General features: G+C 67.0%; 26 protein-coding genes. 9 read left to right on the top strand and 17 right to left on the bottom strand.

All coding sequences use genetic code 11. From position 1 onward, the window contains the following. Positions 1-3: 3 nt before the first annotated feature. On the bottom strand, positions 4-651 hold the full coding sequence (locus FFS09_RS24530; RefSeq protein WP_137921565.1) for a glutathione S-transferase family protein: 648 nt from the start codon (positions 649-651) through the stop codon (positions 4-6). 6 nt (positions 652-657) lie between these two features. After that, positions 658-1374 carry an HAD family hydrolase gene (locus FFS09_RS24525; RefSeq protein ID WP_252374502.1) on the bottom strand — a complete coding sequence of 239 codons (717 nt, stop codon included), beginning with the start codon at positions 1372-1374 and terminating at the stop codon, positions 658-660. A gap of 19 nt (positions 1375-1393) precedes the next feature. On the opposite strand from FFS09_RS24525, the gene hemH reads away from it, so the two are divergent. Next, positions 1394-2443, top strand: coding sequence for a ferrochelatase (gene hemH / locus FFS09_RS24520; RefSeq protein WP_137921563.1), 1050 nt, complete (start codon positions 1394-1396; stop codon positions 2441-2443). Between the two features lie 94 nt (positions 2444-2537). Here hemH and FFS09_RS24515 read toward each other — a convergent pair whose 3' ends face one another. The 9 genes from FFS09_RS24515 to FFS09_RS24475 form a co-directional block, all read right to left on the bottom strand. Then, positions 2538-3419, bottom strand: a complete 882-nt coding sequence (locus FFS09_RS24515) for a YihY/virulence factor BrkB family protein (RefSeq protein WP_137921562.1) — start codon at positions 3417-3419, stop codon at positions 2538-2540. Positions 3420-3657: 238 nt separating this feature from the next. Then, complete coding sequence (locus tag FFS09_RS24510) at positions 3658-4527, bottom strand: alpha/beta fold hydrolase (RefSeq protein ID WP_137921561.1); 870 nt, start codon at positions 4525-4527, stop codon at positions 3658-3660. After that, on the bottom strand, positions 4524-5624 hold the full coding sequence (locus tag FFS09_RS24505; RefSeq protein ID WP_137921560.1) for a branched-chain amino acid ABC transporter permease: 1101 nt from the start codon (positions 5622-5624) through the stop codon (positions 4524-4526). The genes FFS09_RS24510 and FFS09_RS24505 overlap by 4 nt, the downstream gene beginning before the upstream one ends. 11 nt (positions 5625-5635) lie before the next feature. Continuing rightward, positions 5636-6622 carry a branched-chain amino acid ABC transporter permease gene (locus tag FFS09_RS24500; protein WP_137921559.1) on the bottom strand — a complete coding sequence of 329 codons (987 nt, stop codon included), beginning with the start codon at positions 6620-6622 and terminating at the stop codon, positions 5636-5638. Continuing rightward, the gene (locus tag FFS09_RS24495) at positions 6619-7353 is read right to left on the bottom strand and encodes an ABC transporter ATP-binding protein (protein ID WP_137921558.1); all 735 of its coding nucleotides are present in this window, start codon (positions 7351-7353) and stop codon (positions 6619-6621) included. Before FFS09_RS24495 ends, FFS09_RS24500 begins: the two co-directional genes overlap by 4 nt. Further along, positions 7350-8111 carry an ABC transporter ATP-binding protein gene (locus tag FFS09_RS24490; protein WP_137921557.1) on the bottom strand — a complete coding sequence of 254 codons (762 nt, stop codon included), beginning with the start codon at positions 8109-8111 and terminating at the stop codon, positions 7350-7352. The genes FFS09_RS24495 and FFS09_RS24490 overlap by 4 nt, the downstream gene beginning before the upstream one ends. Positions 8112-8243: 132 nt before the next feature. Next, entirely contained in the window at positions 8244-9452 is a 1209-nt protein-coding gene (locus tag FFS09_RS24485) for a substrate-binding domain-containing protein (RefSeq protein ID WP_137921556.1), read from the bottom strand. Between the two features lie 163 nt (positions 9453-9615). Continuing rightward, positions 9616-11106 carry a sigma-54 interaction domain-containing protein gene (locus tag FFS09_RS24480; RefSeq protein WP_137921555.1) on the bottom strand — a complete coding sequence of 497 codons (1491 nt, stop codon included), beginning with the start codon at positions 11104-11106 and terminating at the stop codon, positions 9616-9618. A gap of 30 nt (positions 11107-11136) precedes the next feature. Continuing rightward, complete coding sequence (locus tag FFS09_RS24475) at positions 11137-12378, bottom strand: MFS transporter (RefSeq protein WP_137921554.1); 1242 nt, start codon at positions 12376-12378, stop codon at positions 11137-11139. A 96-nt stretch (positions 12379-12474) separates the two neighbouring features. Between FFS09_RS24475 and FFS09_RS24470 the strand changes: the two genes are divergently transcribed. Beyond that, complete coding sequence (locus FFS09_RS24470) at positions 12475-13404, top strand: LysR family transcriptional regulator (protein WP_137921553.1); 930 nt, start codon at positions 12475-12477, stop codon at positions 13402-13404. On the opposite strand, the gene FFS09_RS24465 is transcribed toward FFS09_RS24470, so the two are convergent. The 3 genes from FFS09_RS24465 to FFS09_RS24455 all read right to left on the bottom strand — a co-directional run bounded on the left by FFS09_RS24465 (position 13396) and on the right by FFS09_RS24455 (position 16572). Further along, entirely contained in the window at positions 13396-14889 is a 1494-nt protein-coding gene (locus tag FFS09_RS24465; protein ID WP_137921577.1) for a tripartite tricarboxylate transporter permease, read from the bottom strand. The genes FFS09_RS24470 and FFS09_RS24465 overlap by 9 nt on opposite strands. A gap of 22 nt (positions 14890-14911) precedes the next feature. After that, positions 14912-15436: a tripartite tricarboxylate transporter TctB family protein gene (locus tag FFS09_RS24460; protein WP_137921552.1), complete on the bottom strand. Its 525-nt coding sequence runs from the start codon at positions 15434-15436 to the stop codon at positions 14912-14914. Positions 15437-15612: 176 nt separating this feature from the next. After that, a complete protein-coding gene (locus FFS09_RS24455; protein WP_137921551.1) occupies positions 15613-16572 on the bottom strand; it encodes a Bug family tripartite tricarboxylate transporter substrate binding protein in 960 nt (319 codons plus the stop codon). A gap of 137 nt (positions 16573-16709) precedes the next feature. Between FFS09_RS24455 and FFS09_RS24450 the strand changes: the two genes are divergently transcribed. The 7 genes from FFS09_RS24450 to FFS09_RS24420 all read left to right on the top strand — a co-directional run bounded on the left by FFS09_RS24450 (position 16710) and on the right by FFS09_RS24420 (position 22803). Then, the gene (locus FFS09_RS24450) at positions 16710-17390 is read left to right on the top strand and encodes a response regulator transcription factor (RefSeq protein WP_137921550.1); all 681 of its coding nucleotides are present in this window, start codon (positions 16710-16712) and stop codon (positions 17388-17390) included. Beyond that, positions 17387-18817, top strand: a complete 1431-nt coding sequence (locus FFS09_RS24445; protein WP_137921549.1) for a sensor histidine kinase — start codon at positions 17387-17389, stop codon at positions 18815-18817. The genes FFS09_RS24450 and FFS09_RS24445 overlap by 4 nt, the downstream gene beginning before the upstream one ends. Further along, positions 18814-19275 (top strand): RNA-binding S4 domain-containing protein, encoded by a 462-nt coding sequence (locus FFS09_RS24440; protein WP_137921548.1) that lies wholly within the window; start codon positions 18814-18816, stop codon positions 19273-19275. Before FFS09_RS24445 ends, FFS09_RS24440 begins: the two co-directional genes overlap by 4 nt. 102 nt (positions 19276-19377) lie before the next feature. Next, a complete protein-coding gene (locus FFS09_RS24435; RefSeq protein ID WP_137921547.1) occupies positions 19378-20412 on the top strand; it encodes a fumarylacetoacetate hydrolase family protein in 1035 nt (344 codons plus the stop codon). Between the two features lie 39 nt (positions 20413-20451). Beyond that, positions 20452-21426: a Bug family tripartite tricarboxylate transporter substrate binding protein gene (locus FFS09_RS24430; protein WP_137921546.1), complete on the top strand. Its 975-nt coding sequence runs from the start codon at positions 20452-20454 to the stop codon at positions 21424-21426. Between the two features lie 50 nt (positions 21427-21476). Continuing rightward, positions 21477-21926, top strand: a complete 450-nt coding sequence (locus FFS09_RS24425) for a VOC family protein (RefSeq protein ID WP_137921545.1) — start codon at positions 21477-21479, stop codon at positions 21924-21926. 19 nt (positions 21927-21945) lie between these two features. Continuing rightward, positions 21946-22803, top strand: a complete 858-nt coding sequence (locus tag FFS09_RS24420; RefSeq protein WP_137921544.1) for an aldo/keto reductase — start codon at positions 21946-21948, stop codon at positions 22801-22803. Here the strand turns inward: FFS09_RS24420 and FFS09_RS24415 are convergent. The 3 genes from FFS09_RS24415 to FFS09_RS24405 all read right to left on the bottom strand — a co-directional run bounded on the left by FFS09_RS24415 (position 22794) and on the right by FFS09_RS24405 (position 26592). Further along, on the bottom strand, positions 22794-23846 hold the full coding sequence (locus FFS09_RS24415) for a LacI family DNA-binding transcriptional regulator (RefSeq protein WP_137921543.1): 1053 nt from the start codon (positions 23844-23846) through the stop codon (positions 22794-22796). The genes FFS09_RS24420 and FFS09_RS24415 overlap by 10 nt on opposite strands. A gap of 85 nt (positions 23847-23931) precedes the next feature. Next, the gene (locus tag FFS09_RS24410) at positions 23932-24840 is read right to left on the bottom strand and encodes an EamA family transporter (RefSeq protein ID WP_137921542.1); all 909 of its coding nucleotides are present in this window, start codon (positions 24838-24840) and stop codon (positions 23932-23934) included. Positions 24841-24843: 3 nt separating this feature from the next. Next, entirely contained in the window at positions 24844-26592 is a 1749-nt protein-coding gene (locus FFS09_RS24405) for a tetratricopeptide repeat protein (protein WP_137921541.1), read from the bottom strand. Positions 26593-26814: the final 222 nt, after the last annotated feature.

Genomic DNA, 26814 nt, shown 5'->3' with positions numbered 1-26814 from the left:
ACCTTATATGGCCTTCACCGCGTGGTGCGCGGGCCGGCCCACGCAGCGGCGGATCCAGTCGTGCGTGAGCGGGTGCGCATGCATGAGCGTGCGTGAAGCCCGCGTCCAATTCAGCACACTGGCCACGCAGACGTCGGCCACGGTGAAGCGCGCCGCGGCCAGAAAGGTCTGACCCAGCGCCTGCTGGCGCTGCAAGTGCTGCTCGATCACGCGAAACGGCACGGCCAGGCGGCGCTCGGCGGCGTCGGCCAGCTCGGGTTTGCGCCGCGCTTCGGGCATCACCATGCGGTGCATCAGCAGGGTGAGCGCGTCGGCCTCGGTTTCGGTGACGGCCCAGATGCTCCAGCGCAGCGCCTCGGCGTCTTCGCGCGGCGTGGCCGGGGTGATGCTTGCGCCATCGGCCCCGCCGTGGTGACGCGCGATGTACAGCGCGCAGGCCATGCTCTCCCACACCACCACGTCGCCCTCGGACCGCGCGTCCACCACCACCGGAACGTGGCCATTGGGGTTGATCGCCAGGAACCCGGGCGTGCGCGTCGCGCCGCCCTGGTAAGGCAAGGGTACGTGGTGGAAGTCAATGCCCAGTTCGGTGGCAGCCCACAGTGGGCGCACCGCGCGCGAGGCGGCCACGCCGTAGATGGTGAGACCCATGTGCGGTCAGCCCAGTTGCCGGCACACGGCCATCAGGTCGCTCACGGTGGTGTGCGGTTGCAGTGGCGCGTGCTCCCAGGCATGGCCTTCCCGGTTGAGCCAGGCCACCTGCATGCCCGCGCCCAGCGCGCCCACCACGTCGAGTGCCGCATCGTCACCGATGTGCAGCACCTCGACCGCGCTCACGCCGGCCGCACTGGCCGCCGCGTGGAAGATGCGCGCGTCGGGCTTGCCCACGCCAAACTCATACGCGCTCAACGCGGCGCGGAAATGCGCGCCCAGACCCACCGTGTGCACGTTGGCATTGCCATTGGAGAGCGCCACCACCGGGTAGCGCGCCGCCAGCCATTCGAGCGCGGGCAAGGCATCTTCAAACAGCTCGACGCGCTGGCGTTCGGCAAAGAAGATGTCGAACGCGGATTCGGCCAGCGCCGGGTCGTCACCGGACTGGGTCAACATCAGACGGATCGACTCGCGGCGCAGCGCGCTCAGGTCGTGTGCCAGGTCGGGCCGCAAGACGTGCATCTGGTTGCGCACCTCGCGCAGCTTGGCCGGATCGCCCCACTGCGCGGCGGTCGCCGGCGCATGCTCCCGCAACCACGCGCCCAGCACCGCCTCCGCGCGCGCGATGATGGGCCAGATCGGCCACAAGGTGTCGTCCAGATCGATGGTGATGGCGCGCACGCGGCCCGCGTCCAGTGCGGTGGCAAGGGTGGTGTTCATGACTGCGGGAGAATAGCGCATGCCCTTTCGCCCCGAACCGCCGATTCCCCATGACCAGCCGGCCCGCACGGCCATCGTCTATTGCAATCTCGGCACGCCCGACGAACCCACCGCCCCCGCCCTGCGCCGCTACCTCGCCGAGTTTCTGAGCGACCCGCGCGTGGTGGAAATTCCGAAGCTGGTGTGGTGGCCGATCCTGCACGGCATCATCCTGCGCACGCGGCCGGCCAAGTCCGCGGCGAAATACGCCAGCGTCTGGATGCCCGAGGGCTCGCCGCTCAAGGTGTGGACCGAGAAACAGGCCACGCTGCTGCGCGGCTACCTCGGCGAGCGCGGCCACCAGGTGACGGTGCGCTATGCCATGCGCTACGGCAACCCGTCGATCGCGTCGGTGCTCGACGAACTCAAGGCCGAAGGCGTCACGCGCATGCTGGTGCTGCCGGCCTACCCGCAGTACAGCGGCACCACCACCGCCAGCGTGATCGACGCCGTGATGCAATGGGCCGCGCCGCTGCGCCATGTGCCCGAGCTGCGCTTCGTGAACCGTTACCACGACGACCCGGGCTACATCCAGGCGCTGGCCAAACGCGTCCGCGCGCACTGGATGGCCAATGGCCAGAGCGACCACCTGGTGATGAGTTTCCACGGCATTCCCGAACGCACGGTGCGCCTGGGTGATCCGTATCAAAGGGAATGCGAGACCACGGCACGACTGCTGGCCGAACAACTCGGGCTGTCACAAGACCGCTACACCCTCACCTTCCAGTCGCGCTTTGGCAAAGCGAAATGGCTGGAGCCCTACACCGAGCCCACGCTGGTGGTGCTGGCGCGCAAGGGTTTGAAGAGCGTGGACGTGGTGTGCCCTGGGTTCACCAGCGACTGCCTGGAAACGCTGGAGGAGATCAACATGGAAGCGCGTGAAGCGTTTCTGCACGCGGGTGGGCAAGCGTTTCGGTACATCGCCTGCGTGAACGACTCTCCCGAGTGGATTCGCGCGCTCGCCGATCTGGCGGAGCGGCACTTGCAGGGATGGCCTACGAAGCGAGAAGGCTTGTCGGGCCAACCTTGAGCAGCGCGACTGGCGCAGGTGTTATCAAAATTTTTTGATGATGGCAGCATTTCTTGCTGCAAAGGGGCCCCGGGGCGTTGGGCAGACGGATCCGCTAAGGCTGCGACTCCGACCCGGCGCGCGCATCCTCCCGCAACACCCCGTTGATCTCGGCGCCGAAAATCAAGGTGGTGGCGCTGATGTACAGAAACACCAGCGTGGCGACCACGCCCGCGAAGCTGCCGTACAACAAGGCCAGCTTGCCGGCGGTGCGCAAGGTGTAGGCCAGGCTGGCGGCAGCGCCCACCCAGAGCGCGGCGCCCACAACCGCACCCGGCAACACGGTGTAAAGGCGTTGGCGGATGTCGGGCAGCCAGCCGTACATCAAGGCATACAACGCGACGAGCACGAGGAAGGCCGAACCGTAACGCACGCTGTTGCGCAGCCACAGCGTCTCCTGCCCTGCACCGAGGTTCTCCGCCAGCAGCAGCCACACATACGGCATGACCACCACCGAACTGAAGGCGAGCAGCACGCCCGAACCCACGACGACCGTGAAAAGCGTGACCTTGATGCGGGCCTTCCAGAACGCCAGGCCATGCTCGATGCCGTAGGCACGGTTCAACGCCGAGCGAATGGCCTGCATGCCCGATGACGCGGTCCACAGCGTCACCACCACACCCACAGCCAGCAAAGCCTGGTTGCGCTGCGCCAGCACCTGCTCGATCACCGGTTGCATGACGTCGCGCACCACCTGCGGCGCATAGCCCACCACACGCTCGACCAGCGCCGCCGCATCGCCCGGTTTGCCGAAGTAGCCGGCGGATGCAGACAGCAGAATCAACAGCGGAAACATCGCCAGCACCGACGAGAACGCCAGGCTGCCGGCCTGGTTGGCGCTTTGGTGCCGGATGTAGTTGCGGATGGCCAGCAGGATCACGCGCAAGCCGGGCGTGTGCAGTGCGGCGTGCCGGATGCGATGGGCAAAACGGAGCATGGCGCCTCAAGGGTTCGCTGCGAAAGCGGATGTGCCGCCATCGTAGTCCAGCAGACCGATGACGAGGCGCGAATGCGATGGCGTCCTACAGCGTGTTGCTGGCCGCGCTGCGGGATGGCCTCATCGAGCTGCTGTCAGAGCGCAAGTGAACGGGAGCACGGCCTGCTGGACTCAGGTTCAGTAACGCCCTCTTTCACAGCGTTCCGCACGGATGGGCGTGCCGCGCGGCACGAGCCGATCACGCCCCCGCGAGGAACCGCTGCACCAGATCGAACTGCTCGGGCACGTTCAGCGCAGGTGCATGCCCATACCCGGCGATGGTCACGACCAAGGCACGCGGCCCGCGGTCGCGCATGGCTTCGGCCGTGTCGGCCAGCAGCAGGTCGGAGTCCGCGCCGCGCAGGCACAGCACCGGCACGTCGATGCGGTCGTAGGTGGGCCAGAGGTCGTAGTCGTTCGGGTGGTGGGTGAACTGCTGCACCATGGCCGGGTCGTAATGCGGCGTCACGCGCCCGTCGGGCAGGCGGCGCGTGGAGCTTTCGGTGAGCAGGCGCCATTGCGCGTCGCTCAGGAAGCCATACGGTTTGTAGACGGTGCGGAAGTACTGCTCGAGTTCGCTCACCGTGTTAAACGCCTCGGGCTTTCCCGCGTAGCTGCGGATGCGCTGCACCGCCGGCTCGGCCAATTGGGGACCGATGTCATTGAGCACCAGCCGTTCGATGCGGCCGTGCAGCGGCCCCGCGGCGCACACCATGCCGATCGCGCCGCCCATGGAGGTGCCGACCCAGTGGAAACGCTTGAGTGCGAGCTGGTCCACCAGCGCGGTGGCGATGCACGCGTAAAAGTCCAGGCAGTACTCGGCCTCGGGATTCGGGCTCCACTGTGAAAGGCCGCGCCCAATGGTGTCGGGGCAGACCACGCGCCAGCCCTGCGCGCACAGGTGCGCGGCCAGCGGGTCCATGTCGCGCCCGGTGCGCGCCAGCCCGTGCCAGGCGATCACCACCGGGCCACCCGGCGTCTCGGGCTCCCAGTCCATGAAGTGGATTTCGCGGCCTTCGCAGGTGAGGTAGCGCGAGCGCGGTGTGACGACGACGGCGGCGGTGTTCATGGCTGCCCCCTTCTGCGGGCGTGCGCGGCGCGTTCTCTGAGTTTGCCGACGATGCCGGTCGGGAAGTAGTAGACCGAGAGCACGAACAGCACGCCAAGCCAGAGCAGCCAACGGTCGGGCGTGAGCAGCGCGGGCAGCAGTGGCAGGCCTTCGGTGGCGTTGCCGGCCAGGCGCAGCAGGTCTTGCAGGTAGCTCTGCGCGATCACGAACAACACGCTGCCGATAAACGCGCCGTACAAGGTGCCCATGCCGCCAATGACGACGATGAGCAGGATGTCCAGCATGATCTCGAACGACAGTGAAGTGTCCGGCCCGTTGTAGCGCAGCCAGAGCGCGAGCAGGCAGCCCGCGAGCGTGGCAAACGAGGCCGACAGCACGTTGGACAGCGTGCGGTAGACCACCGTGCGGTAGCCCAAGGCTTCGGCGCGGAAGTCGTTCTCGCGGATCGCCTGCAGCACGCGGCCGAAGGGCGAATTCACGATGCGCAGGATGGTGAGGAAGATCGCGGTGACGGCGAGGAAGATCAGGTAGTAGGTGATCAAGCGGCCGTTCAGGTCCACCTCGCCCAGCGGGGTCACCAGCGGTTCCTCGGTCAACGTGAAGCCGGGCGAGAGCAGCTCGGGCACGCGGAAGGTCAGGCCGTCCTCGCCGCCGGTGAAGTCCGACAGCTGCGACGCCAGCGTGAGAAACGCCGAGGCCACCGCCAGCGTGATCATGGCGAAGAAGATCGCCTTTACCCGCAGCGAGAACAGGCCGATCAGCAGCGAGAGCACCAGCGAGATCACCAGCGCGCCGAGCACGCCGAGCACGATCGCGCCCCACGACGGGGTCTCGGCCGCGTTGAGCGCAATCGCCACGCCGTACGCGCCGATGCCGAAGAACATGGTGTGCGCAAAACTCACGATGCCGGTGTAACCCAGCAGCAGGTCGAAGCTGGCCACCAGCGCCACGAAGATCAGCACCTTGGCCGCCACGTTGAGCGCCTTCACGCCCGGGAACAGGAATGGCGCGAAGGCCAGACCGAGGAACAGCACGATCAGCAGCGCGACGAGCCAGCGGCTGCGCGGGAGGTCGTTGGAGAGGAGTCGGGACAACATGGTTCGGCTCCTTAGCGGTTGGTGACGGGGTACACGCCCTGCGGGCGCCACAAGAGAATGGCGACCATCAACGCGATGTTGGAGAACAGCGCCACCTTGGGCATCAGGAAGCCGGTGTAGTTCGCCATCAGCCCCACCAGCAGCGCGCCGATGAGCGCGCCCAGCGTGGAGCCCAGGCCGCCGATGATGATCACGATGAAGATCAGCACGTTGACCTGCGCGCCCATCTGCGGCAGCACGGTCTGCTGGTACAGGCCCCACATGACACCGCCCAGGCCGGCGAGCGCGCTGCCCACGACGAACACGCCAATGAAGAGCTGGCGGATGCGGTAACCGAGCGACTCGACCATCTCGCGGTCCTGCACGCCGGCACGCACCAACAGGCCGACCTTGGTGCGGTTGAGCGTCCACACCATGGCGGCGAAGACGGCCGCGCCGACCAGTACCGCGAGCAGGCGGTATTTCTCCACCGATGCGTCACCGAAGATGAAGGAGCCGCGCAGGGTTTCGGGCAATGGCAAGGCGATCTGCCCCGGGCCCCAGATGACCTTGATCATCTCTTCGCCGATGATCATGCCGCCCATGGTGATCAGGATCTGCTTGAGGTGCATGCCGTACACCGGGCGGATGATCAGGCGCTCGAACACCCAGCCCAAGGCGCCGGCCACCGCCATCGCCACGAGCATCGCGGGCAGCAGCGCCACGAGGTTGAGCCACAGACTGTCGGTCGTGGTGTAGCTGCCCATGCTCGCGAGCACGGTGGTGGCGACGAAGGCGCCCAGCGCGATGAACACGCCGTGGCCAAAGTTCAGCACGTCCATGAGGCCGAACACCAGCGTGAGGCCCGAGGCAATGATGAAGATGATCATGCCCATGGCCAGGCCCGCCACGGTGAGCGTGATCCAGGTGGACGGGCTGCCCACGGCGGGCAGCGCGAGCAGCGCCAGCACGGGCACGAGGGCCAGTGGCTTCCAGTCGAAGTCGGCATTCAGTTTCATTGGTGTGCTCCGAGGGAGAGGCCGAGCAACTTCGCCTGCAGGTTTTCGTCGGCGGCGAGCTCGGCCATCGAGCCGCTGTGCACCACGCGGCCGTCGTCCATGACGGCCACGCTGTCGCCGAGCTGGCGCGCGAAGTTGAAGTTCTGTTCGACCAGCAGGATGGTGGTCTGCGCCGCCTTGAGTTCGCGGAACGCGGCGATCATGTTCTGGATGATCGCGGGCGCCAGGCCCTTGCTGGGTTCGTCGATCAGCAGCAGCTTGCGCGGTTCGACGATGGCCCGCGAGACGGCGAGCATCTGCTTTTGTCCGCCGCTCAACTTGCCGGCCGGGTGCAGCCAGAACTTCTTCATCGCAGGGAACAGGCCGAAGATCCATTCGAGCCGCGTGGTGTCGACGTCGTCCAGGCTGCGCGCGCCGCGCGCGGCGAGCAGCATGTTTTCCTTCACGCTCAGGTCCGAGAAGATGCCCATGCTTTCAGGCACGTAGGCCACGCCGCTGCGCGCGATGTCGGGTGTGGGTTGCACGGTGATGTCCGCTCCATCGAGCGTCACCGAGCCCTGGCTCGCGTGCCACAGGCCCATGATGGTGCGCAACGTGGTCGTCTTGCCCGCACCATTGCGGCCGAGCAGCATGGTGAGCTGGTTGGCGGGCACGACGAGGTCGACGCCGTGGAGGATGTGGTACGCGCCGATGTGGGTGTGGACACCCTTGAGGGTGAGGAGGTTGTTCATGCCGCCACCTCTTCTTCAGGATTGATACCGAGATAGGCCTGCTGCACCACCGGCGAGGCAATCACCGTCGCAGGGTCGCCATCGGCCACCAGCTCGCCGTTGTGCAGCACGATGATGCGGTCCGACAACTCGCGCACCACGTCCATCTTGTGTTCGACCAGCAGGATGGTCTTGCGCTTGTCTTCCTTGAGCTTGCGGATGAGGTTGAGGATGACCGGCACCTCGTCCACGCTCATGCCGGCGGTGGGCTCGTCGAACATGAACACGTCGGGCTCCAGCGCCATCAGGATGCCCACCTCAAGCTTGCGCTGGTCGCCGTGCGGCAGGCTCGATGCGAGCGCATCGCGCTTGTCCGCCAACGCCACCGTCTCCAGCACCTCGTCGGCGCGTTGCAGCAGGTCGCGCCGATCGCTCCAGATGCGCCACAGGTTCAGGCCCGCACCTGCCTTGGCCTGCACCGCGAGGCGCACGTTTTCCTGCACGGTGAGGTTGGGGAACAGGTTGGTGAGTTGAAACGCACGGCCCAGGCCGGCTTTGGCGCGCGCCGGTGCGCCCAGCGACGAGATGTCGTTGCCGCCCAGCAGCACGCGGCCCGCGCTGGCCTTGATCTGCCCGGAGATCAGGTTGAAGTAGGTCGTCTTGCCCGCACCGTTGGGGCCGACGATGGCCGTGAGCGTGCCCGGCGCGAACGCGCAGGAGACGGCACTCACCGCCACGTGCCCACCGAAGCGGACCGTGAGGTCTTGGGTTTCAAGCATGGGAAATCCAGAGAGCGTGGACAGTGGGCGGCGCAAGTGCGCCGACCTTCCAGAAACACCGCGGAACCGGCTTCGCCGGGCCGCAGTGTTGTCCCCCTTTCAAGAGGGAAGCCGCGTCAGCGGCGCAGGGGGTTAGCGCTTGTTTCGGATTGGAATGTCCAGATCCGAAGGCTTGATCTCACGCACCAGTTCCGGCACGCCCCAGGCAAACGCCGGGTCGGCCTTGATCTTGAAGTGGTACATGCTCTGCATCGCCTGGTGGTCTTCCTTGCGGAAGGTCATCGTGCCCTTGGGCGTCTCGAAGCTCATGCCTTCCATGGTCTTGATGAGCGTGTCGGTTTTCGTGTCGCCATTGGTTTTCTTCAGCGCCGTGACCACCGCCATCGCGGCGGAGAAACCACCGGCCGTGAAGAAGTCCGGCGGCGTCTTGAACTGCTTGTAGTGCTCGGACACCATCGCGTCGTTCACCGGGTTCTTGGGGATGCCGAAGTAGTAGTACAGCGCGCCTTCCATGCCGGGGAACTGCTTGTAGGCCACCATGGCCGGCAGGATGTTGCCGCCCGTGGCGAGCTTGATGCCATAGCGCTTGTCCAGCTCCATCTCGGCGATCTTGCCGAACGGCGTGGGCGCGCCCGACCAGCCCACCGAGATGTACTTGTTGCCCGGCTGGTCCTTGAGCTTGTCGACGATGCGCAGCAGGCCGGCGGTGAAGTCGGTCGTGCCCACGGGCAGGTATTCCTCGTGAACGATCTTGGCCTTCTTGGTGAAGTCCTTCGCGGCCTTCACACCATCGCGGCCGAAGGCGTTGTCGTTGGCCAGCATGGCGATCACGTTGCCCGGCTGGTCCAGTGCCACGGCGTTCGCAGCCGCGTCCTGGCTGCTGTTGCGGCCGGTGCGGAAGATGTACTTGTTCCACTTGTCGCCGGTGATGGAGTCGGCCACGGCGGGCTCGACCAGCAAAATCTTTTTGTATTCCTCGGCCACCGGCAGCATGGCCAGCGCCACGGGTGAAGCGGTCGGGCCGATGGCCAGGTCCACCTTGTCGTCGGCATAGGCGGCGGCCAGCAGGCTCTTGCCCACGTCGGGCTTGCCCTGGTCGTCCTTCTCGATCACGACGATCTTCTTGCCACCCACCATCATGGTGCCGCCCGTGGCGTAGCTCAGGCCCATCATCAAGCCGGCCTGGGTCTGCTTGGCATAGGCCTCGAGCGGTCCGGTCTTGCTGTGGATGTGGGCAATGCGGATCTCGCCCTTGTTGGCCTGCGCGCTGGCCATCGTGGTGCCGAGCGCGGCCGTGCAAGCGAGCGCGATGACCGCCAGGCGGCGGGTGGTGTGTGTCATGTCTTGTCTCCTGGTTGGAAAGGTCACAGCGCCGAGCGCCGTGCTGGTGCATTGCAGGCTTCGTGCCAATCTTCTACGCCGTTGATTTCAAACAGCTTTTTTCAAAAACGGAATACCACCGTCCAGATTTCAGACAGTCTTCAAAAACACCACCGTCTGAAATTCAGACAATCGTCTGAATTTCAGACGCACCACCATCCTGCGCAGCCAGGCGGTCGTACAGGCTCGCGCGCGAAATGCCGAGCAGCTTCGCGGCTGCTGTGCGGTTGCCGCCCGTGCGGGCCAGGGCATCGGAAATCGCGCGCTGCTCCAGCTCGGCGATCTGCTCGGGCAGCGGGCGCAGGTCGCCCGGCACAACTGCGGCGCGCGGCGGGGCGCGCAAGGGCGCGGCGGGCGGCGTCAATGCGGGCAGGCCTGCCTCCTGCAGCACCGCCCCCACCTGCGCGGCGGCGATGTGGTGCGAGTCGCTGCGCAGCGCGAGCTGTTCCAGCACATTGCGCAGCTCGCGGATGTTGCCGCGCCAGGCTTGCGCGGCCAGCAGCGCCTGCGCATCGGCCGTCAGCTCCAGCTGAGCACCGCCACCGCGCGCGGCGATGTCTTCGCACAGTGCTTCGATCAGCAGCGGTATGTCGTCCTGCCGCTCGCGCAGCGGCGGCACGCGGATGGGCAGCACGTTGAGGCGGTAGTAGAGGTCTTCGCGGAACGTGCCGTCGCGCACCATCTGCTGCAGGTCGCGCGAAGTGGCGGCCACCACGCGCACATCGAAACGCACCAGCTTGTTCGAGCCCAGCGGCTCGATCTCGCCTTCCTGCAGCGCGCGCAGCAGCTTGACCTGCACCGACATCGGCATGTCGCCCAATTCATCGAGGAACAGCGTGCCGCCATCGGCCAGCTTGAACTTGCCGTCGCGGCCCTTCTTGTCCGCGCCGGTGTAGGCGCCGGGGGCGACGCCGAAAAACTCGGCCTCCAACAGCGTGTCGGGCACCGCCGCCATGTTCACGCTCACGAAGGGGCGGCCTGCGCGCGGCGAGGCCGCGTGGATCGCGTGCGCCAGCAACTCCTTGCCGGTGCCGGTTTCGCCCAGCAACAGCACCGGGCTGGCCGACTGCGCCGCGCGCCGCGCCTGGCGCTTCACCTCCAGCGCCGCAGCGCTGCTGCCCACGAAACTGGCGAAGGTGTATTTGGTGCGCCGCTGGCTCGCGAGCTCGCGGCGCGCTTCGCTCAAATCCTGCTCCAGCCGCGCGAACTTGCTGATGAGGGGTTGCAGCGTGGTCTCGGGGTGGTCGAACAGCACGATGCCCAGCACGCCGATCACCTCGCCCGCATCGTCGCGCAGCGGAATGCGGCTGACGACGAAGGTGCCGGCGCGGTTGGTGAGCAGGTCGATCAGGATCGGTTTGCCTGTGGCGAGCACCTGGTGCATCTGCGTGTGCTGCACCACGCGCGAGACCGGGTGGCCGACGAAGTCTTCTTCGCGCTCGAAGCCGAGCGCGGGCAGGAAGCGGCGGTACTGGTCGTTGATCCACACCACGCGCGCGTCCCGGTCCACCAGCAACATGCCCTCGCTCGCATTCGCAAACAGCTCGAACATCGACCTCGCGGCCAGTTCGAGAATGCTTTGCGCGTCGCGCGGCAGGCGGTTGTCCCGGGTCATGCCGGGATGGTACCCCCTACCGGTACGGTCTCAAGCCGCTGGGCGCGTGGTGTTGCCCGGCCACAGGCGGATGCCGATCGACAGCAGCGCCGAGGCCACGCACAGCGCCGTCACCCCCGCCCAACCCCAGCGCGCGAACAGGCTGGTGCCCAGGGCCGAGCCCATCGCCATGCCGCTGAACATCACCACGAACAGCATCGCGTTCAGGCGGCCGCGCGCGGCGGGGTCGGCGCCATAGACGATGGTCTGGTGCGAAATCAGCGTGCCCTGGAAACCCAGATCGAAGCCGACCACACAGAGCGCCACCAAGGCCAGTTGTGCTTCGCGCCCGAGCCACGGCAGAAAGGCCATGACCGCGAACGACACCAGCGCGATCACCGCGCCGAGCAAGGCCATGCGGTGCCCGCCATGGCGGTCCGACAGGCGCCCGAACACCGGAGCGCCCAATGCGCCGGCCGCGCCCGCGATACCGAACGCCCCGGCCGCGGCGCTGCCCATGTGGAACGGCGCGCCATGCAGCCAGAGCGCCAGCGTCGACCACACGGCGCTGAAACCCAGGGCCAGCGCCCCTTGCGCCAGGGCTGCGCGGCGCACCGGCGCATGGCGCTGCCACAGGCCGAGCATCGAGCCCATCAAGGCGCGGTAGCTCAGGTGGGTGGTGGGCTGGAAGTTGGGCAGCTTGCGCCACAAGGCCACGCCCAGCACCGCCACCGACGCGGCCGCGAGCACGAACATGGCGCGCCAGCCCAGGTGCTCGGCGACGAAGCCGCTGACCACGCGCGAGAGCAGGATGCCGAGCAACAAGCCGGTCATGACCGAGCCCACCACCCGGCCCCGGTGCGCGTCGGGCGCGAGCGAAGCGGCGGCGGGCACGATGTCCTGCGCGGCCGTGGCGCCCAGGCCGATCACCAGGCTGGCCACGAGCAGCCAGCCCATACCCGGCGCGACGGCAGCGCTCAGCATGGCCGCGACCAGCAGCGCGCACTTGATGAGGATGAGCGTGCGGCGGTCGTGCCGATCACCCAACGGCGCCATCAACAGGATGCCCAGCGCGTAGCCCAGTTGCGAGAGCGTGGGCACCAGGCCCAACGCCTGCGCGCCCGCGCCGGTGTCTTCGCCGAGCACGCCCAGCATGGGTTGGCTGTAGTAGATCGACGCGACGGTCAGGCCCGCGCTCGTGGCCAGCAGCAGCACCAGCGGGGTGGACAGGCCGGTCGCGCTCGCCGGGTTGCCGGTCTGCGGCAGGGTATTCGTTGCTTGAATGAGTGACATGGTGTGCGCTGGCAAAAACGGGGGGTGCCCGATTGTGCTTGCCCTTCAAACACGCCGGTAGAGGCACGGAACGCACTTGAGATATACGATGGCCGCATGAATAAGCCCCAAACACCCACCCTCACAGGCACCGGTGACCGCCTGGAGCTGATGCAGACCTTCGTGCGCATCGTCGAGGCCGGCAGCCTGTCGCAGGCGGCGGCGCAAATGGGCACGACGCAACCCACCGTGAGCCGCCGTCTGCAGGCGCTGGAGCGCTCGCTGGGTCTGCGGCTGCTGCAGCGCTCCACGCGCGCGATGCGGCTCACGGAAGACGGCGAGCGCTGCTACGAGCGCGCCAAGGTCCTGATCGACGGCTGGGATGCACTCCAGGCCGATGCGCGGGGCGCGGGCGAAGTGCCCAAGGGCCGCCTGCGCGTGCAGGTGCCGCACGCCCTGGGTCAGGAACAACTGGTGCGCCCGCTGGCCGGCTTCCTGCAGCGCCATCCGCAGGTGGATGTGGACTGGCTGCTGCGCGACGACGTGCACGACCTGATTGGGGAAGGCATCGACTGTGCGTTGCAGGTGGGCGAGGTGCGCGACCCGTCGGTGGTGGCGATCAAGCTGCTGGAGATTCCGCGCATCGTGGTGGCCGCACCCGCGCTGCTCAAGGGCTCACGCAAGCCTCGGCAAGTCGCGGATCTGGCGCAGTTGCCGTGGCTGGCCTTGAGCACCTACTACCGCAACGAGGTGTCGCTGACCCATGTGCGCACGGGCGAGGTGCAGCGCTTTGCCATACAGCCGCGTCTGTGCACCGACAACCTCTACGCGTTGGGCCACGCGGCGGTGCTCGGCCTGGGCGTTGGCATCGGTTCGGCGTGGATGCTGGAGGACGACCTAGCCGCCGGCCGGCTGGTGCAACTGGTGCCCGAGTGGCAAGCCCCGCACCTCACCTTGCACCTGGTGTACCCACACGCCCGCTACTACCCGGTGCGCCTGCGCCGCTTCATCGAGGCCATGCGCGAGGGCGTGTCGGCGTCACCTTAAGGCGGTGCGCCGCGCCAGCACGCGCGGCAACACCAGCACCATCACCACCACCGCCAGCAGCGTGGCCGACATCGGCCGCTGCAGGAACACCATGAAGCTGCCCTCGCCGATGGACAGCGCGTTGCGCATCTGCGCCTCGGCCATGGGGCCCAGGATCAGACCGACGATCACCGGCGCGGTGGGGAAGTCGTAGCGGCGCATCACCACGCCGAGCAGGCCCAGGCCGTACATCAGGAACAGGTCGAACGCGCTCTGGCGCATGCCGTACACGCCCACCGTCGCGAAGATCAGGATGCCGGCGTAGAGCTGGGGGCGCGGAATCTTGAGCAGCTTCACCCACAGGCCCACCAGCGGCAGGTTGAGCACCAGCAGCATGACGTTGCCGATGTAGAGCGAGGCGATCAGCGCCCACACCAGCGCGGACGAGGTCTGGAACAGCTGCGGGCCGGCGTTGATGCCGTAGTTCTGCAGCGCACTCAGCAGGATGGCGGCCGTCACCGAGGTGGGAATACCCAGCGTGAGCAGCGGCACCAGCGTGCCAGTGACGGCCGCGTTGTTGGCCGCTTCCGGGCCCGCCACGCCTTCGATCGCGCCCACCGTGCCGAACTCGGCCTTGTGCTCGGGCTTGGCGAGCTTGCGCTCGGTGGCGTAGCTCAGGAAGGTCGGGATCTCGGTGCCACCGGCGGGAATGGTGCCGAACGGAAAACCGATCGCGGTGCCGCGCATCCAGGCCGGCCAGGAACGCCGCCACTCGCCGCGCGTCATGTGCACCTTGTTCATCTTGTTCATGCTGGCTTCGCTGCGGCCTTCGTACAGCGCGTTGTAGAGCGCCTCGGCCACGGCAAACAGACCCACGGCCACGAGCACCACCTCGATGCCGTCCATGAACTCGAGCACGCCACCGGTGTAGCGCACCTGTGCGGTGATCTGGTCGATGCCGATGAGGCCGAGCGCGATGCCGAAGAACAACGCCGTGAGACCACGCAAGGTGCTCTGGCCCAGCACCGCGCTCACCGTGGTGAAGGCCAGCAGCATCAGGCAGAAATACTCGGGCGGGCCGAGCTTCACGGCGAACTCGGCCAGGATGGGCGCGAACAGCGTGACGAGGATGGTGGCGATGGTGCCCGCCACGAAGGAGCCGATGGCCGCCGTGGCGAGGGCCGCGCCCGCGCGCCCGCTCTTGGCCATCTTGAAACCTTCGAGCGCGGTCACCATGGTGCCGGTCTCGCCCGGGGTGTTGAGCAGGATCGAGGTGGTCGAGCCGCCGTACATCGCGCCGTAGTAGATGCCGGCGAAGAAGATCATCGACGCCGTGGGTTCGACCTGGCCGGTGATCGGCAGCAGCATCGCCACCGTCACCGCCGGGCCCAGGCCCGGCAGCACGCCGATGGCCGTGCCCAGCGCGCAACCGGCGAAGGCCCACAGCAGGTTGATCGGGGTGCCTGCGGTGGCAAAGCCCGCGAGCAGTTGGTTGAGGGTGTCCATCATGGTGCTTCAGCCTTCGCGTTCAGATCCAGCCACTGGCGGTGATGCCAGGAAGGTTCACGGCCAACACCTTGGTGAAGAGCCAGAACACCGGTGCCGAGATCAGCATGCCGGTCACCACGTCCTTCACCGTCTGGCGCACATCCCCCGCGGGCTTGCCTTCGCTGATGCGCAGGCCGCGCACCGCCAGCACGAAACACATCGCGCAACTGAGGATGAAGCCGATGGTGGTGATGAGCGATGCGTTGAGCAACACGCCGGCCGACACCCAGGCCAGCGCGCGCCAGTCGCCGCGCGCCGCGCCCGAAGGCTCCTCCATCTGCCGGTAGCCGCCGGTGAGCACCTCGCGGATCAGCATCACGCCGCACACCGCCAGCGCCGCGCTCACCACCCAGGGCAGAAAGTCCGGGCCCACGCCGGCGTAGCCCGCGTCGGAGGGAATGGCCGCGGCGCCGAAGGCCAGCACAGCCGCCACGACGAGCGCGCCAATGCCCATGGCCAGCTGGCCAGGGCGGTGGTTGGCGCCAGGCGAAAGATCGTTGTTCATGTTGGTATCCCTTGGCTATTTCCATATCCCGGAGCGCGCCCCGCCACGCACGAGCAACCCAAAACCAGGGGCATCAAGGGTCCGGCTCCGCCGGCCCAAGATGCCGTCCCCCTCCCAGCGCCAAAGGCGCGCCAGAGAGGGGGGAAGCCGCGAAGCGGCGCAGGGGGTGATCCTGTCTAGACCATGCCCGCGCGAACCATGGTCGCGCGCAGCAAGGAAAAGTCCTTGTCCACGAACTCGTCGAAGGCCTTGCCGGTGAGCAGCGCGGGCGTCCAGTTGTTCTTCTCGACGGCCGCCGCCCAGGACTTGCTCTTCGTGGCCTTGACGACCATGTCGGTCAACGCGTCGCGCTGGGCCTGAGTGATGCCGGCCGCACCGTACACGCCACGCCAGTTGCCGATCTCCACGTCGATGCCCTGCTCTTTCAGCGTGGGCACGTCGATGCCCTTGATGCGCTGCGCCGAGGTGACGGCGATCGCGCGCATCTTGCCGCTCTCGATGTACTGCTGGAACTCGCTGTAGCCGCTGCCGCCCACGGTGACGTTGCCGCCCAGGATGGCGGCCGTGGCCTCACCGCCCCCACGGAAAGGCACATAGTTGATCTTGGAAGCCGGCACGCCGACCGCCTGCGCGATCTGCGCCGCGGCGATGTGCTCGGTGGCGCCGCGCGAACCGCCGCCCCACTTGACGCTGCCCGGGTCCTTCTTGAGTTGCTCCACCACGTCCTTCATGGTCTTGAAAGGCGAATTGGCCGGCAGCACGAACACGTTGTACTCGGTGCTCAGGCGCGCGATCGGCGTGACCTGCGTGATGGACACCGGCGGCTTGCCGGTGATGATGCCGCCGAGCATGACCGCGCCCATGACCATCAGCGCGTTCGGGTCGCCCTTGCTGGCGTTGTAGAACTGCGCCAGGCCGATCGCGCCGGCCGCGCCGCCCTTGTTTTCGTAGGTGACCGACGAGGCCACGCCCGCGTCGCGCAGCGCGTCGCCGAGCGCGCGGCCCGTGCCGTCCCAGCCGCCGCCGGGGTTGGCGGGGATCATCATCTTGATGTTGGCGGCTGCCCAGGCCGCGTTGGGCAGGGCACCAGCGGCCGCCAAAGCGGCCAGGGATTTGAGGAAGGTGTCGCGACGCATGGCTTGTCTCCTGGATGTGGGAAGAATCGACCCGCGTATCTTCTGCCGGCTCGCTGTCAGTTAGCTGTCCACTTCCTCGGTGAAAACCCTAGCTGAGGCGCCTGCACACACGGACCGCGTGGCCATAATCGACGGCCATGAAGCTGCTATTGATCGAAGACAACGCCACCATGCAGACCACCTTGCGGCGCAGCTTCGAGCGGCGCGGCATCCAGGTGCTGGGCTGCGAAGACGGCGCCCGCGCATTGGCGATGTGGCAGGCCAGCCTGCCCGACGCGGTGCTGCTCGACCTGAGCCTGCCCGGTGTCGATGGCCTTGAAGTCCTGAGCCAGGCGCGGGCCGCGGGATTGGCCACCCCGGTCATCGTGCTCACCGCGCGCGGCACCGTGGGCGACCGCATCCTCGGCCTGAACACCGGCGCCGACGACTACATGCCCAAGCCCTTCGATCTTGACGAACTCGAGGCGCGCGTGCGTGCCCTGGTGCGGCGCTCGGGCAACCAGGCCGAAGCCGCCCCGGGCGCCAGCCCCGCGTGGTGCGGCATGCGCGTGGAGAAAGACAGCGGCGCGGTGTACTTCAACGGCGAACCGATGGAACTCGCCCCGCGCGAACTTGCGCTGCTGCAGGCCTTGCTCGGCAAGCCCGGGCACGCGATGGCCAAGGAGCGCCTGTTCGAGCTGGTGTTCCCGGGTGAAAGCCAGGTGCAGCCCGAGGCGATCGAGGTGGTGGCCTACCGCCTGCGCAAGAAGATCGCGCACACCGGGGCGCAACTGGTCACCTTGCGCGGCCTGGGCTATCTGCTCAAGGCCCAGGCATGAGACCACGGCGCTACCGCCCGCGCTCGCTGCGCCGCACGCTGCTGCTGGGCATCCTGCTGCCGGTGTTCGCCTTCATCGTCGTCAACACCGTGGTGCTGTACCGGCAGGCGCTCGCCGCCGCCGACACCGCGTACGACCGCACCCTGCTGGCCACCGCCAAATCGCTCGGCGAGCAACTGAGCGTGACCGGTTCGGGCGACAACGTGCGCATCGAATCCACCCTGCTCTACTCCGCGCTCGAAGCCTTCGAGGCCGACAACCGCAGCCGCATCTTCTACCGCGTCAACGGCCTCAAGGGCGAAATGGTCTCGGGCTTCGAAGACATGCCGGCCTGGCGCACCGAGATTCCGCAGAAGAACCTGTACGCGGCACTGGTCAACTTCTACGACGACGAGTACCGCGGCGTGCCAGTGCGCATGGCCGTGCTGCTGCAACCGGTCTCGGGCGTCTACGAACAAGGCATGGCGACCATTCAGGTGGCCGAGACGCTGGAACTGCGCGAGACCCTGGCGCGGCAGATCCTGCTGGACACCTTGTGGCGGCAGGCCGCGCTGGTGATCGTGGTCGCGCTGGTGGTGGTGTTCGTGGTGCAGCGCGCCACGCGCCCGGTGCGCGCGCTCAGCCACGCGCTGGGCCTGCGCAGCGAAAACGACCTGTCCCCACTGCCCACCGAAGGCGCACCGCGCGAGCTGCTGCCGCTGCTCGACGCCACCAACCAGCACATGCAGCGCCTGTCGCACCTGCTGGAACACCAGAAACGCTTTGTGCGCGACACCTCGCACCAGTTGCGCACGCCGCTGGCGGTGCTCAAGACGCAGGTGCAATCGGCGCAGCGCGGCGACGTGCCACCGGCGCTGGCGCTGGAAGAGATCGGCCACACCGTGGAGCGCGCCACCGAACTGGCCAACCAGATGCTCGCGCTGGCCAAGGTCGAGCAGCTGCGCCAGGAACAGGGCGCGTCGGTGATCGACTGGGCGGACGTGGTGCGCGGGGTCGCGCTCGACCTCTCGGCGTTGATCGCCGATCGCTCGCTCGACTTCTCGATCGACACACACCCCGCGCCCGTGCAGGCGCACGAATGGGCGCTGCGCGAACTCAGCCGCAACCTGTTGCACAACGCGATCAAGAACACCCCGCCCGGTTCGGCGCTGTCGGTCGCGCTCGTGGTCGACGCGAACAGCGCCGCGCTCACCATCCGCGACGAAGGCCCCGGCATTTCGCCCGCGCTGCGCGAACGCCTGTTCCAGCCCTTTGCCACCGAACCCGCACCCGGCATCTCCGGTTCCGGCCTGGGCCTGGCGATCTGCCGCGAAATCGTGCAGTCCCTGCACGGCGGCATCGAGTTGAACAACCGCACCCGACAAGGCACAGTGGTCGGTCTGGACGCCACCGTGCGCCTGCCACTGGCCGCAGCAACCACCCCATGAAACCCCAACCCGACCGCAACGACAGCAAGGTCCGCCTCGACAAATGGCTCTGGGCGGCGCGCTTCTACAAAACCCGCGGCCTCAGCACCGAGGCCATCGACAAGGGCCATGTGCGCCTCAACGGCCTGCCGGTGAAGCCTTCGCGGGAGGTCAAGGTGGGCGACACGCTCGAATTGCGCATGCACCAGGACACGCCGCGCACGATCGTCGTGCGCGGCTTGAGCGGCGTGCGAGGCCCCGCGCCCGTGGCCGTGTTGCTCTACGAGGAAACCGAGGCATCGAAAAAGCAGCGCGCCGAGGCCGCCGAACAACGCCGCCTGGCCCCCGAGCCCGCCCACAGCCAGCCCATGGGGCGCCCCACCAAGCGCGACCGCCGCCAGATCGAAGACCTGCGCGATGCACCACCGCGCGGCGAGTGGAACGAGCGCTGGAGCGCGTCGCTCGACGACCCCGACTGAACAACGGCCGGTCCGCTCCGAGGCGACATGCCATCCATCGAATTCCCTCTTGACACAAAATTTAGATCGATCTAAATTTGCGTCAATTTCTAAAGGTGATCGATGAAACTTTGCACTTTCCAGCATGCTTCCACGGCCCGGATCGGGATCGTCGATCCCCTGCAACAGACCGTGCTGGACCTGCAATCCACCCACGAACGCCTTCACGCACACGCTTCGCCCCTCTTGCGGTCCATGCAGGACCTGATTGCCGCCGGTGAACCAGGCCTGGACCTCGCCCGCGAACTGCAAACCCAGGCTACGGGCCAAGGCCTGCCGACGTTGCCGCTGGACAGCATCCAGCTGCGGGCTCCACTGCCCGAGCCGCGCCAGATCCGCTGCTTTTCCGTCTATGAGAAACACATGCTGCAGTCGCGCACCCGGGTGGCGGAAATGCGGCGCAAGGCGGCCGGCAACACCGAAGCCGCGCCGCCCGTGTTGCAACTGGACCCGCTGTACTACCAGCAACCGGCGTTCTATTTCACCAACCGCTTCAACGTCGTCGGGCCGGACGCCGAGATCGAATGCCCCGCCTACTCCGGCCTGCTGGACTACGAGCTGGAAGTCGGCATGGTGGTTGGCCGCGGCGGCCGCAACCTGGACGCGCGCCACGCCCGCGCGCACATCTTCGGCTACACCGTCTTCAACGACTACTCCGCACGCGAACAGGTGCTGCGCGACATGGAATTGAAGCTGGGGCCGAGCAAGGGCAAGAGCTTCGACACCGCCAACGCCATGGGGCCCTGGATCGTCACCACCGACGAGATCGCCGATGTGCAGTCGCTGCAGGCGCAGGTGCGGGTCAACGGTGAACTGCGGGCCACGGCCACCACCGCGGACATGCTGTTCAGCTTCGAGGAACTGCTGGCCTATGCCAGCCGCGACGAGACGCTGCGCCCCGGCGAGTTCTTCGCCTCGGGCACGCTGGGCGATGGCAGCGGCATGGAAATCGATCGCTGGATCCAGCCGGGCGACGTCGTCGAATGCGAGGTCGGTTCGCTGGGCATTTTGCGCAACCGCATCGCGGGGAACACCGCGCACCGCGACAACGGGAGAGAATCGCCGGAACAAACGCCGGCCGGACTTTTTTTGACTTGAATTTAGATCGATCCATATTCAAACACCTAGGAGACAAGCATGAACATCTTGAGAAAGCTCGGCCTCTTTGCGCTGCTGTGGACCCTGGCGCAGTGGGCGCTGGCCCAGGCGGCGTACCCCCACCAACCCATCACCCTGGTGGTGCCCTACCCCGCCGGCGGCGCGGCCGATGCCATGGGCCGGATCATCGGCCGCAGCATGGGCACGTCACTCGGCCAGACGGTGGTGATCGACAACCGGCCCGGCGCGGGCGGCAACATCGGCACAGCCTACGCGGCCAAGTCGAACGCCGATGGGCACACCTTGCTGCTCGCCCAGCTGAGCCCGATCGTGATCAACCCGCACACGTACACCAAGCTCACGATCGACCCGATGAAGGACCTGACGCCGGTGGGCGTCATCTCGCAGAACCCCATGGTGCTGGTGGTGCGCCCGAGCCTGCCGGTGAAGACCATCGCCGAACTGGTCGCCTACTCCAAGGCCAACCCCGGCAAGCTCAACTACGCATCGTCTGGCAGCGGCAGCATCAACCACGTGGCGATGGAGCTCATGAAAACCAGCCTGGGGCTGGACATGGCACACATCCCGTACAAGGGCGGCGCGCCGGCCTTGCAAGACCTGCTGGGCGGGCGGGTGGACGTGATGATCGACGCCGTCGTGCAACTGATGCCCATGATCAAGAACGGCCAGCTGCGCGCACTGGCCACCACCGGACCGCAACGCGTCGAGAACGCGCCCGACATTCCGACCGCCGTCGAATCGGGCGTTCCGAACTACGTGCTGTACGGCTGGATGGGCGTGTTCGCCCCCGCCGGCACGCCACCCGCCGTGGTCAAGCAATTGAAGTCGGCGCTCGACACGGCCATCACCAGCGACGCCTTCAAGACCTTCGTGCTCGGCAGCGGCGCACAGCTCATCAAGGTACAGAGCACCGAAACCTTCGCCCAGTTGATCACCGACGACTACGCCCGCTGGGGCAAGGTCGTCAAGGCCGCCGACATCAAGGCCGACTGATCGTCCCGTCCTCTTTTTATGAACCACGTTACCAAGGCAAAGAACATCCCATGAAGTACATGCACACCCTCATCAAAGTCAAAGATCTCGATCGTTCCCTGGCCTTCTACCAGGACGTGATGGGCATGGTCGAAGTGCGGCGCATGGAGCGCGAGCCACTGGGCGGGTTCACGCTGGTCTTTCTCGCCGCCGATGGTGATGTCGAGTCCGCGAACTCCGCCACCTTCGCCCCCACCGTGGAGCTGCTGTACTTCAAGGACGAGAAGCTGCGCGAACAACACGCGTCCACCGCGGGGCACCTCGCCTACCGCGTCGACAACATCTACGACGCCTGCCATGACCTGATCGACAAAGGCGTGCCGCTGATCCGCCCGCCGCGCGACGGCATGACGGCCTTGTTCGGCACGCCCGATGCGATGAAAGTCGAATTCGTCAGCATGGAACGGCAGACGCCTTGCGAGCCCTGGTTGTCCATGAAGGACACGGACTTCTGGTTCTGAGCGGCGCCCCATGCACACCATGACCACCTGCGTCCACGCCAGGGGCGCGGACATTCCCGCTCTGGGTTTCGGCACCTCACCCATGACGGGGCAACTTTGCCGCGACCTCGTCTCGCACGCCCTGTCGGTCGGCTACCGGCATTTCGACACCTCATCGCGCTCGGGCAACGAGCCCGACGTGGGCCACGCGATCCTGCACAGCAAAGTCCCCCGCAAGGACGTGTTCGTCACCACCAAGGTGTGGCGGGAAGAGCTGCGCGACGGCGCCCTGCAGCGCTCCGCACAAGCCAGCCTGGAGCGCCTGGGGCTGGACTGCATCGACCTGCTGCTGGTGCATTGGCCGAACGACGACATCCCGCTGGCAGAGACCATGCGCGCCCTCGCCTCGGCGCGCGCCCAGGGCCTGGCGCGCCATGTGGGCGTGGCCAACTTCCCGGCCGCGATGTTCCTGCGTGCCTCAGAACTGTGCAGCGCACCCATCGTCGCCAACCAGTGCGAGTACCACCCGCTGCTCGATCAGGACGCGGTGCTGGCGGCGGTGCGCAGCACCGGGGCCGCCTTCATCTCGTTCTCGCCTCTGGGGCGTGGCGGCAACATCCGGTCCGACGCTTTGACGGCCATCGCCAAGCGCCACGGCAAGACGGAAAGCCAGGTGCTGCTGCGCTGGAACATCCAGCAAGCACAGGTCTGCGCCATCCCGCGTTCGACCAACCCCGCGCGCATCGCGGAGAACTTCGCGGTGTTCGACTTCGCGCTCAGCGACGACGAGATGGCCCGTGTGTCGGCGCTGCGCAGAAGCGATGGCAGGCAGGTGAACCCGCCCTTCTCGCCGCAGTGGGACGCGGCACCCTCCGCGATGCCACTGGCTCAGGTCTGAGGGCGGCGCTGCCCTGACCCGCAACTCTCGCGCACCACCAGCGTCGGGGTCACCTCGATGCGGGTGGGCAGGCGCACCGGGTCGTTCATGCGGCTGATCATCAGCTCCGCCGCCCACTGGCCCACCTGCTCCAGTTGCGAGCCCACGGTGGTCAGGGTCGGCTCCCACAACGCGGCTTCGGGCACGTCGTCAAAGCCCACCACGCCGAAATCCCGCCCGGCCTCCAGGTTGAGCGAGCGCAGTCCCATGATGACCCCGAACGCCACGGCGTCGTTGTGGCAGACGGCGGCGGTCGGTGGGTTCTTCATGCGCAGCTGCGCCGCGACAAGCCGCTTGCCCTCGCTCTGCAGCGAATGGCCTTGGCGCGCTGGCGCGATGAGGCGGTCATCGCGTTTGATGCCCGCCGCCTCCAAGGCTGAGAGGTAGCCCTCCAGGCGTTCGCGGCCCATCGACGAGCGCTCATGCCCACCGAGCATGGCGATGCGCTTGTGGCCGAGCGAAATCAGGTGCTGGGTCGCCAGCGCCATGCCGCGTTTGTTGTCGCTGCCCACATAGTCCGCTTCCACGCCCTTGACGTGGCGCGACACGCAGATGCACGGGATCTTCCACGACAGGATCTGGTTCATGTCCTCCGCCGAGGTCGCGTCCGCGGGGCAGATCATGATGCCGTCGATGTTGTACTGCCGCACCGTCTCCAGGAAGCGGCGCTGCTTGTCGACCGACTCGTCCGAATTGCCCAGCAAGGTCGTGAAGCCGTGGCGGCTCAGCATTGATTCGATACTGCGCACCAGCATCGAAAACCGCGTGTTGGCCAGGTCGTTGACGATGACCGCGACCGTGTTCGAGCGGCGGCTGCGCATGTTGGCGGCACTGCGGTTGTACACATAGCCCATCTCCTTGAACGCGGCCAGCACCCGCTCGCGCGTGGCCTTCGCCACCACCGGGCTCTCGCGCAGCACGAGCGACACCGTCGCTCTGGACACGCCCACCGCCTTGGCCACATCCAGCAGCGTGACGGGTGAATTGGATTTGTTGGACGGCATGGGGATGAAGCAAAGAATTCAGCCGCGCATCGCGCGCGGCACCACGGCCGAATGTAGCGCACGCGCCGTCAACGACGTGTCGGTTTCAACCCTTGCGCAAACCCAGCCACATCACCGTGGCCACCACCACCAGGCCACCGGCCACCTGCACCGGCGCGATGGACTGGCCCAGGATGGCCCAGGCCAACACCAGTGCAAAGATCGGTTCGACGTTCATGATCGCGGAGTTGCCCACCACGCCGAGCTTGGGCAGCACGGTGAACATGATGGTGAAGGCCGTCCCGTAGAGGAAGGTAAGACCGGCCAGGCCCCACCAGCCGATGGGCGCGCTGGGCAGCACCAGGCCGCCCTGCGCGCTGGCGGCGACCAGCGCCATCACGGCGACGATGCCCATCGTGGTCGCGGTGCGCAGCCGGCCATCGAGGCCCTCGGTTTCGTGCTGCGTGAGCACCAGCGCCAGGCCGAAGGTGGCCGCGGCCCCCAGCGCGAACGCCACACCCACGCCGATCCGCGCCCAATGGCCGGAAGCACCCAGCCCCGAGGCAGCGCCGAACACGTCGAGCGCCAGCGCCAGGCCCACGAGCATCACCGGCATGGCGCGCAACACACGCGGCTGCGGCCGCTGGCCGTACACGAGGCGCGCCCACAGCGCGGTCCACAGCGGGTAGGTGTTGAAGGCCAGCAGCGCGAGCGCCACGGGCAGGCGCGCCACCGATGCATACAGGCACAGGCTCTGCACGCCCACCAGCAAGCCGATGCCCGGCAGGGCCTTGCGATGCCGTGCCTGCAAGCGCATCGGCACGCGGTAGGCCAGCAAGATAAGCGCGACCACCAGCGCCGTGACACCGCTGCGAAAGGCCACCGCGGTGGCCACGCTCACGCCGTCGTCGAACGCCAGGCGCGCGGCCACGTGGTTGGCGCCCATCATGAAGGCGATGAGCAGCAAGGTGGCGAAGGCGGCGCGGCTGATGCCGGCGGTGGTTGCGTGCGCCATGTCTTAGCGCAACTGCTGACCGAAGAGGTAGGTCATGTTGACCCGACGCGTTTCGTAGCGGTCCACGAAGCGGATGGTGTCGGTCTCATGGAACAGCGCCGAATTGAACAGCACGGCGCGGTTGCAGCGGTACGGCACGGTCACGCACTTCGCGTCGTGGCGCTGGAGGAAATCATAGATCAGCGCGCTGTCGGCGTTGTACTGCTCGAAGGTCCAGTCGGCCGGCGCGGGCACGTCGTACAGCTTGAGGCCGCCGCTCTCGGGGTCCAGGTTGTGCTCGCTCGGCGCAATCCAGAAGTTGAGGTTCACCTTGGCGAAATCGGCGTGCACGTTGATGCCACTGGTGACCGCCGGCTCGTACTTGAAGCCCCAGAGCTGCGTGAGCAGGTAGTCCTTGAACACACGCGGCATGCGTTGCTTGAGCTCGCGCGCGAGTTGCAGGTGCAGCGGGCTGTTGAAGCCGCGGTTGGCGAACGCGCCCAGGTAGCTGTTGGCGTACTCGCCGTGCCACACCCGCGAGGCGTGCGCGAAGGTCTGGAACGCCTGCAGCGCGGGCTCGGCCAGGAAGTGGTCGATGGTGAGGATCTCGGGCGTTCCAGCCAGGTAAGCGTCTTCCAGCGCGCGCCAGTCGTTGTCGGGGTTGAGCACGTCGGGCAAAGACGCGGGCATGGTGTGGATCCAGGGCGTGCCCAGGAATTCCTGCATGCGCGCCAGTTCGGCGCCCGAGGCGCGCAGCATGCCCGCTTGCTCGGGGTTCTGCAACAACGCCGCGCCGGTCTCCAGGAAAGCCTGCAGTCCGGGCACGTCATGGCCATGCTGCTGCAACCAGGCCGCCTGCTGCACGTCGTGCTTGAGTCGGGACGTGCTCAGCAACAGCCCCGTTCGCCGCAGCGTGGGCGCCTTGTAAGTGGCCTGCAGGTACACCGCCAGGCTCTTGCGCCCGGCTTCGATCACACGCGGCGCGTCCGCCTGCGTGTCGCTCAGCACCGTGGCCGCCAGGCCGGTGTGCGCCGGCACCAGCGCAGGCTCGAGTGCCAACGCTTTCTCGAAACTGGCCACGGCCTCGGCCGTGCGATCCAGCAACTTGAGCGCACTGCCCCGTTCCACCCATGCCTGGGCATGCCGGGGGTGGGCGCGTGTGGCGCGCTCGGTGTAGGCAAAGGCTTCTTCGTAGCGCCCGAGTTCGTTCAGCACATTGGCGAGGTTGCTCAGCACCACCGGGTTGTCCTGCCCGACCGCCAGCGCCTGCTCATAGCTGCTCAGGGCTTCTTCGTGACGGCCCAGCAACTGCAGCACATTGCCTCGGTTGCCCAGCAGCGCGGTATGGCGGGGATTGGTCTGCAAGGCACGATCGAACACCGCCAGCGCTTGCGGCCATTGCTGCAGGTTCTTGTGCAACAGACCGAGATTGACCGCAATGTCCGCATCGTCCGGCTTCAAGGCTTGCGCCTCGGTGTAGGCCTGCAAGGCCTCCGCATCGCGCCCAAGCTGCCGCAACGTGTACGCGAAGTTGTTCTGCGCGTCGGCGTTCCTCGGGTCGACTTGCACCGCGCGCGCGAAGTGGTCCGCGGCATGGTCGATGCGACCGACCTGGGACTCCAGCATGCCGAGGTGGTAGAGCACCACGAAGTCGTTGGGAAACTGCTTGAGAACGTCTTCGTACAACGTGCGGGCGTTGTCGAACTGGCCGTGCGAATGGAAATGCACGGCCAGTTGCATTTGCTGGGTGGGGGCGAGGCTGCCGGCGTTCATGGTTTTCCCTGATTCTGTATCGCAGCGGATTCTCCGCGATTGCAGAAGCCCATTCGAACAACGGGCCCAAGGGATAGGCTTTCCGCGAGCGGTGCGGACCGCGGGCAAGAAAAAAGGTTCATCGGAGATTTCCGGGGACTGAAGATCGTCGCCCTCCTATGCTGAAGTCTGCAATGACAGGCCGTTGGGAGGTGGCATGCTGGATCGCAAGACACTGCAGGC

Source organism: Hydrogenophaga sp. 2FB, from assembly GCF_005503365.1.
Classification (GTDB): domain Bacteria; phylum Pseudomonadota; class Gammaproteobacteria; order Burkholderiales; family Burkholderiaceae_C; genus Hydrogenophaga.
Note: the sequence above shows the minus strand (reverse complement) of the source record. Positions and strands in the feature narration are given on the sequence as shown.